The 7,702-nt window shown below is 65.7% G+C and carries 6 protein-coding genes; all 6 read left to right on the forward strand.

Annotation, left to right across the window (positions count from 1 at the left end; genetic code table 11):
- Positions 1–72: 72 nt before the first annotated feature.
- Entirely contained in the window at positions 73–1,320 is a 1,248-nt protein-coding gene (locus BLQ71_RS07725; protein ID WP_074621269.1) for a pyridoxal-phosphate-dependent aminotransferase family protein, read from the forward strand.
- Between the two features lie 37 nt (positions 1,321–1,357).
- The gene (locus tag BLQ71_RS07730) at positions 1,358–2,557 is read left to right on the forward strand and encodes a malate--CoA ligase subunit beta (protein ID WP_074621270.1); all 1,200 of its coding nucleotides are present in this window, start codon (positions 1,358–1,360) and stop codon (positions 2,555–2,557) included.
- Entirely contained in the window at positions 2,554–3,447 is an 894-nt protein-coding gene (gene sucD, locus BLQ71_RS07735; protein ID WP_043141897.1) for a succinate--CoA ligase subunit alpha, read from the forward strand. Before BLQ71_RS07730 ends, sucD begins: the two co-directional genes overlap by 4 nt.
- Entirely contained in the window at positions 3,447–4,439 is a 993-nt protein-coding gene (locus tag BLQ71_RS07740) for a 2-hydroxyacid dehydrogenase (protein WP_074621295.1), read from the forward strand. Before sucD ends, BLQ71_RS07740 begins: the two co-directional genes overlap by 1 nt.
- On the forward strand, positions 4,436–7,072 hold the full coding sequence (locus BLQ71_RS07745) for a phosphoenolpyruvate carboxylase (RefSeq protein WP_229754777.1): 2,637 nt from the start codon (positions 4,436–4,438) through the stop codon (positions 7,070–7,072). Before BLQ71_RS07740 ends, BLQ71_RS07745 begins: the two co-directional genes overlap by 4 nt.
- A 20-nt stretch (positions 7,073–7,092) precedes the next feature.
- Positions 7,093–7,702 (forward strand): PLP-dependent aminotransferase family protein (locus BLQ71_RS07750; RefSeq protein WP_496559532.1); only part of this gene is annotated, 610 nt, incomplete at its 3' end.

A 7,702-nucleotide genomic window follows, 5' to 3' on the forward strand; every position in this document is an offset into this window, starting at 1 on the left:
TTTCCTGTGAGCAAGCAATTTTATAACCGAGGGGAAACAACTAGTCCCCTCAAGTGAACGAACGGAGCGATCATGACCGTTGCGCAGCTATTCCCCAAGCTCGAAATCCCCGAAACCATCGCCGCGGGCCCCGGACCGGGCAACACCGACGCGCGGGTGCTGGCGGCCTATGCCGGGGCAGGGCTGGCCGATCACATGCATGGCGACGTCCTGCGTGGCATGGTCGAGTGCAAGCACATGCTGCGCCAGGTCTGGGGTACGGAGAACGTGCACACCTTCGGCGTTGCCGGAACCGGGTGGAGCGGCCTGGACGTGATGTTCAGCGCCGTGATGCCGGGTGACAAGGTCGTGGTCTTCACCAACGGCACCTTCTCGGGCATCGACGGTCTGACCGTCCGGATGAAGGCGGCCACCGCCGCCGAACTGGCGCTGAGCCCGCTGGATCCGAAACCCGCATCGGTCATCATCGTCGATGTGCCGCACGGCATGTCCGTGACCGGGGGCATGGTCGAGGCCGCGCTGGCCGAGCACAAGCCCAAGTGGGCCGCGATGGCGCATTGGGAAACCGGCTCGGGCCGCATCAACGACATCGCCGGTTTCAGTGCGGCCTGTGAAAAGCACGACGTGATGGGCCTCGTCGACGCGGTCTCGTCTCTGGGGGTCGAGAACTTCCGCATCGACGACTACCCGGGTGTGCATGGCTGGGCTTCCTGCCCGCAAAAGGGCATCTGCTGCCTGCCGCTGACCTACGCGCCTGTCTCCTTCAGCGACCGTTACATTGAGACCCTGAAAAAGACCGGCACCCGCACCTTTGTGCATCACCCGATCATGGAAGCCCGCCACTGGGGCATCATCGACGGCAAGGACGTTGAAAAGGGCACCTATCACCGGACCCATTCCGCCTACGCGGTTGCCGCCTTCCACGAGGCGCTGCGCATCACCCTGCAACAGGGCATCGCGGAGCGGGCCAAGGATTATGCCCACCACGAAACGGCACTGCGCCGCGCGGTGCAGGCGATGGGCTGCGAGGTGACGTCGAACATGACCTCGCTGGTCGTCCTGAACCTGCCCAAGGCACTGGCGGGCCGCGAGATGGAACTTGTCCAGGCCTGTCGGGCGCAGAACTTCGGTATCTGGCCGACCCTGTCGGAGCCGGTGCAGATCCGGATCGGCATTCTCAACCTGCTGAGCCGCGAGGCGATCACCGACATCGTCACCCGGTTCGCGGATGCGATCCGCGCGCTGGGCGGCGAGGTGGACGATGTCCGTGTGACCGAGGCGTTGAACGGCGTCTACGATCGCGCGGTCGCGGCCGAATAATCAGAACACGTGCCAATCTTTCGGAGGAGGAAAGATCATGGACATTCATGAGTACCAGGCCAAGGAAATCCTGGCCAATTTCGGAGTGCACAGCCCCCCGGGGGCGCTGGCCTACAGTCCGGAACAGGCGGCCTACCGTGCCCGGGAACTGGGCGGTGAGCGCTGGGTGGTCAAGGCCCAGGTTCATGCCGGTGGCCGCGGCAAGGCCGGCGGCGTCAAGGTCTGCGACAGCGATGCCGAGATCCAGGCAACCTGCGAGTCGCTCTTTGGCCGCAAGCTGGTCACGCATCAGACCGGCCCCGAGGGCAAAGGCATCTACCGTGTCTACGTCGAGGCCGCCGTGCCGATCGAACGCGAGATCTACCTTGGGTTCGTCCTCGACCGGACCTCGCAGCGGGTGATGATCGTGGCCTCTGCCGAAGGCGGGATGGAGATCGAGGAGATCTCTGCCAACCGTCCCGACAGCATCGTGCGGGCGACCGTCGAACCCGCCGTGGGGCTGCAGGACTTCCAGTGCCGCCAGATCGCGTTCAAGCTGGGCATGGATCCGGCGCTGACCGCACCGATGGTGCGCACGCTGCAGGGCTGCTACCGGGCTTTCCGCGAACATGACGCCACGATGGTCGAGATCAACCCGCTGGTGGTGACGGGCGACAACCGCATTCTTGCGCTCGATGCCAAGATGACCTTTGACGACAACGCGCTGTTCCGCCACCCGCAGATCAGCGAGCTGCGTGACAAGAGCCAGGAAGACCCGCGCGAAAGCCGTGCCGCCGACCGGGGCCTGTCCTATGTCGGGCTGGAAGGGAATATCGGCTGCATCGTGAACGGTGCGGGCCTGGCAATGGCCACGATGGACACGATCAAGCTGGCCGGGGGCGAACCCGCCAACTTCCTGGACATCGGCGGCGGTGCCACCCCGGAACGCGTCGCCAAGGCCTTTCGTCTGGTGATGTCCGACGACAACGTCCAGGCCGTGCTGGTCAACATCTTCGCGGGCATCAACCGCTGCGACTGGGTCGCCGAGGGCGTCGTCCAGGCGCTGAAGGAGGTGAAGGTCGATGTGCCGGTGGTGGTCCGCCTTGCGGGTACCAATGTCGAGGAGGGGCAGAAGATCCTGGCCAAGTCCGGCCTTCCGATCATCCGCGCCACCACGCTGATCGAAGCGGCACAGCGCGCCGTCGGCGCCTGGCAGAACGACCTTTCCCAGGGCTCCAACATGAGGGCAGTCCAATGAGCATCTTCATCGACAGAGGCACCCCCGTCATCGTCCAGGGCATCACCGGCAAGATGGCGCGGTTCCATACCGCGGACATGATCGCCTACGGCACCAATGTCGTCGGCGGCGTGGTCCCCGGAAAGGGCGGCCAGACGGTCGAGGGCGTGCCCGTTTTCGACACGGTCGAGGACGCGGTGGCCGCCACCGGCGCCGAGGCCAGCCTGGTCTTCGTGCCGCCGCCCTTTGCCGCCGACAGCATCATGGAAGCGGCCGATGCGGGCATCAAGTACTGCGTCTGCATCACCGACGGCATCCCGGCCCAGGACATGATCCGCGTCAAGCGCTACATGTATCGCTATCCCAAGGATCGCCGGATGGTCCTGACCGGCCCGAACTGCGCCGGTACCATCAGCCCGGGCAAGGCGCTCTTGGGGATCATGCCCGGCCATATCTACCTGCCGGGCCACGTCGGCATCATCGGTCGCTCGGGCACGCTGGGCTACGAGGCCGCCGCGCAGCTCAAGGAGCACGGCATCGGTATCTCGACCTCCGTGGGTATCGGTGGCGACCCGATCAACGGCTCGTCCTTCAAGGACATCCTCGAACATTTCGAGGCGGACGACGAGACCCACGTCATCTGCATGATCGGTGAGATCGGCGGCCCGCAAGAGGCAGAAGCCGCGGCCTATATCCGCGATCACGTCACCAAGCCGGTGGTCGCCTATGTCGCGGGCCTGACCGCCCCCAAGGGCCGCACGATGGGCCATGCGGGTGCGATCATCTCGGCCTTCGGCGAAAGCGCCAGCGAAAAGGTCGAGATCCTGACCGCAGCGGGTGTCACCGTCGCTCCGCATCCGGCCGAGATCGGCGACACTATTGCGAAGGTGATGCAGAAGGAGGCCGCATGATGAATGCCCCCGCCATCCTGAACAACCGGCCGCGCGTGCTTGTCACGCGCCGCTGGCCCCAGACGGTCGAGGCTGAACTGGCGGAACGGTTCGACACGGTCTTCAACGTCGAGGACCGTCCCATGAGCGCCGAGGATTTCCGCGACGCCCTGGGCAAGTTCGACGCCATCCTGCCGACCGTCACCGACGGGCTGGGCAGCGAGGCAATGGACGTGAGCAAGGCGCGCACCCGCATCCTGGCCAATTACGGCGTGGGCTTCAGCCATATCGACACCGATGCGGCGAAAAAGCTGGGCATCGCCGTCACCAACACGCCGGACGTGCTGTCGGAATGCACCGCGGATCTGGCCATGACGCTGATGCTCATGGTGGCCCGCCGCGCGGGCGAGGGTGAGCGCGAGTTGCGTGCCGGGCAGTGGACCGGCTGGCGGCCGACGCATCTGGTGGGGGCCAAGGTCTCTGGCAAGGTTCTGGGCATCGTGGGGTTCGGTCGGATCGGCCAGGCGATGGCACAGCGCGCGCATTTCGGTTTCGGCATGAAGATCCTCGTGCAGAACCGCTCGCGCGTCGCGCAGGACGTGCTGGACCGTTACAACGCGGTGCAGGTCGACACGATCGAGGACCTGTTGCCTCAGTGCGACTTCGTTTCTTTGCATTGTCCCGGCGGCGCGGCCAACCGGCACCTCATCAACTCGCACCGGCTGGACCTGATGAAGCCCGGCGCCTTTTTGATCAACACGGCCCGCGGCGAGGTGATCGACGAGCACGCATTGGCCCAGGCGCTGATGTACGATTGCATCGGCGGCGCGGCGCTGGATGTCTTCGACGGTGAACCCAAGGTGGCCCCGATCCTTCTGGATTGCGACAACCTGGTGATGTTGCCCCACCTCGGCAGCGCGACCGAGGAAACCCGCACCGCGATGGGCTTGCGCGTACTCGACAATCTCGTCGATTTCTTCGAGGGCCGGACCCCCGGCGACCAGGTGGCATGATGCAGATGGTGGCAGAACCTGCGGGGCTTGAAGCCCCCGATCAATATGCGGAAGACGTGTACCGCCGCCTGCGCGGGGCGTGGCTGAAGGTTCTCCACCGTCGCGCGCCGCATGTGGCGCAATCCATCGAGGACGGTGTCACCCATTGGGACGAAGGCGACTACGCCGATCACCTGCAGGCCAGCACGATCTGGTTCCACCTGCAGCAGATCATGGACGAAAACCTGACGATCCGCACCGGGCGCCTGGCCGAACAGGATGGCGACCCGGGCGAGGGCGGGTTTCACAAGGCCCTGGCCGACTGCCCCGAGGATCAGCGCCCTGCCATGCAGCGATTGCTGTCCGAGGGTCAGCTGTCCGTCGGTCCGACGATCACCGCCCATCCGACAGAGGCCAAGCGCGTCTCGGTCATGGAAATCCATCGCCGCATCTACCGCACGCTGGTCCTGTTCGAGACCATGCGCTGGAGCCCGCGCGAAATCGTGCGGCTGGAAGAAACGCTGGAGATGGAAATCGACCTGCTCTGGCTGACGGGCGAACTGCGGATGGAACGTCCCAGCCTCGCCTCCGAGATCGACTGGGGCCTGCAATTCTACCGCACCAGCCTCTTCGAGGCCGTGCCACGCCTGTTCGAACGGTACCATGACGCAGTCAGCGCGGTCTTCGGCCCGACGGGGCGCGACCACTGCTGCATCCGGTTCCATTCCTGGATCGGCGGCGACCGTGACGGCAATCCCAACGTGACCGCCGAGGTGACGCGCGATGCGATCGGTCGCTCGCGCGAGATGATCCTCGAGGAATACGTCATGGCCCTGGACCGGATCATTCCCCGGCTCAGCGTGTCCGAAAAGATCGTCGCCGTCCCGCGTCCGCACCGAGATGCGCTGGCCCGGATCGTCGAGACCCGCAGCTCCGATCCGGACCTCTGTGCGCAGCGCAACCCGAACGAGATCTTCCGCCAGGCGGGCACGGCCATGCGGCAGTGCCTTGCGTCAGGCGGCTATCGCGATGTCTCTGGTTTTCTCGCCGACCTCCACAGTGTCGAGGCGGCGCTGGACGCCATCGACGCGACCCGGCTTGCACAACAACTCATCCGCCCGCTGCGCTGGCAGGCCAGCACCTTTGGCTTCCGCGCGCATACGCTGGACATTCGCCAGAACTCCGACGTCGTGACCCGCACGCTGGAGGCGGTCTGGAACGCCGTGGACGCCGCGCCAGAGGCGCTGTCCGCCGATTGGTCCGCGCGCTTGCGGCGCGAGGTGGGGCAGGCGGGCCTGCCCTTTGTCGACCATGCGCGCCTCGGCGAAGAGGCTGCCGAGCTGATGTCGCTTTTGCGGTTGATCCGCGAAGTGCATGACGGTCCGGACCCCGAGGCCATCGGGCCATTCATCCTGTCCATGACACGATCCGCGGATGATCTTCTGGCGGTGCTGCTCCTGGCCCGCTACGCCGGGTTCGGCGCCGAACGCCTGTCGCTCAAGGTCGTGCCGCTGTTCGAAACCATCGAGGACCTGCGCGCGGCGCCTGCGATCCTGCGCGACGTGCTGGCAATTCCGTTGGCGGCCCGCAGCATGAAGGACCGGGACGGGCGGTTGGAAATCATGCTGGGCTATTCCGACAGCAACAAGGACGGCGGTTTCCTCTGTTCCAGCTGGTCGCTCGACCGGGCGCAACGTGCGATCACCCGCGCGATTGCCGGGCATGGCGCGCGGCCGGTGTTCTTTCACGGGCGGGGCGGTTCCGTCAGCCGGGGTGGTGCGCCGACCGACCGGGCAATCGCGGCCCAGCCGCGCGGCACGCTGAACGGCACGCTGCGTCTGACCGAACAAGGCGAGGTGGTGACGGCGAAATATGCCAACACCGGCACCGCCGCCGCGCAACTGGAACTGCTGGCCTCCTCGGTCATGCGCCACAGCACGGCGCCTGCCTTCGAGACCGTCGATCCCGAGGCCGAGGACGTGATGGAGACCCTCTCCAGCCTCAGCCAGACCACCTACCAGACGCTGCTGCAGCACCCGTCGTTCCTGCCCTATTTCAACCAGGCCAGCCCGGTGAACGAACTGGCGCTGTTGAAGATCGGATCGCGCCCGGCACGCCGTTTCGGGGCCGCAACCCTGTCCGACCTGCGGGCAATTCCCTGGGTCTTTGCCTGGAGCCAGAACCGTCACATGATCAGCAGCTGGTACGGGTTCGGCCAGGCTCTGCAGGACTTCCAATCCATTCGCGGAGCGGGGGGCGAGAAGGCGCTGGTGCGGGCAATGCGGGATCTGCCGCTGTTCCGGCTGTGCATCGACGAGGTCGAGAAATCGCTGCTGATGGTCCGCCTGGACATTGCCGAGATCTATGCCGGACTGGTCGAGGACCAGACCGAGGCAGAGGCGGTCTTTGGCATGATCGAGGCCGAACACGAACGGTCTGTCGCCGCAATCGAACGTCTGACCGGCACGCCGCTGGGTTCGCGGTTTCCCAACGCGGTGGCGCGGATCACCCGGCACGAGGCCGCGCTGCGTTCGGCCCACGAGGCGCAGGTGCATCTCCTGCGGCTGGTGCGCCAGGAGGACGGAAACCGTCATCGAATCCAGTTGATGCAAAGCATGAACTGCATATCCGCCGGCCTTGGCTGGACCGGCTGACAGGACAAGGAGCAATACCCATGAATGTCTCGCACCGACCGGACGGTTTTTTCACCGAGTCCCTCGCCTCGCGCGACCCTGAACTGTTTGGCTCGATCACCGGCGAGCTTGGCCGGCAACGCGACGAGATCGAGCTGATCGCCTCCGAGAACATCGTCTCGCGCGCGGTGATGGAGGCGCAGGGCGCCGTCATGACCAACAAGTACGCCGAGGGCTATCCCGGCCGGCGCTACTACGGCGGCTGTCAGTGGGTCGACGTGGCCGAGAACCTGGCCATCGACCGCGCCAAGCAGCTGTTCGACTGCGAATTCGCCAACGTGCAGCCGAACTCGGGCAGTCAGGCCAACCAGGGCGTCTTCCAGGCGCTGATCAAGCCCGGCGACACCATCCTGGGCATGAGCCTGGACGCCGGCGGCCACCTGACCCACGGTGCCAAGCCGAACCAGTCCGGCAAGTGGTTCAACGCCATCCAGTACGGCGTCCGCCAGCAGGACAACACGCTGGATTACGACCAGGTCGAGGCGCTGGCCAAGGAACACCAGCCCAAGATGATCATCGCCGGCGGCTCTGCCATCCCGCGCCAGATCGATTTCGCCCGCATGCGCCAGATCGCCGACATGGTCGGCGCCT

It is taken from the genome of Antarctobacter albus (assembly GCF_900101505.1).
GTDB classification, from domain to species: Bacteria; Pseudomonadota; Alphaproteobacteria; order Rhodobacterales; family Rhodobacteraceae; genus Antarctobacter; species Antarctobacter albus.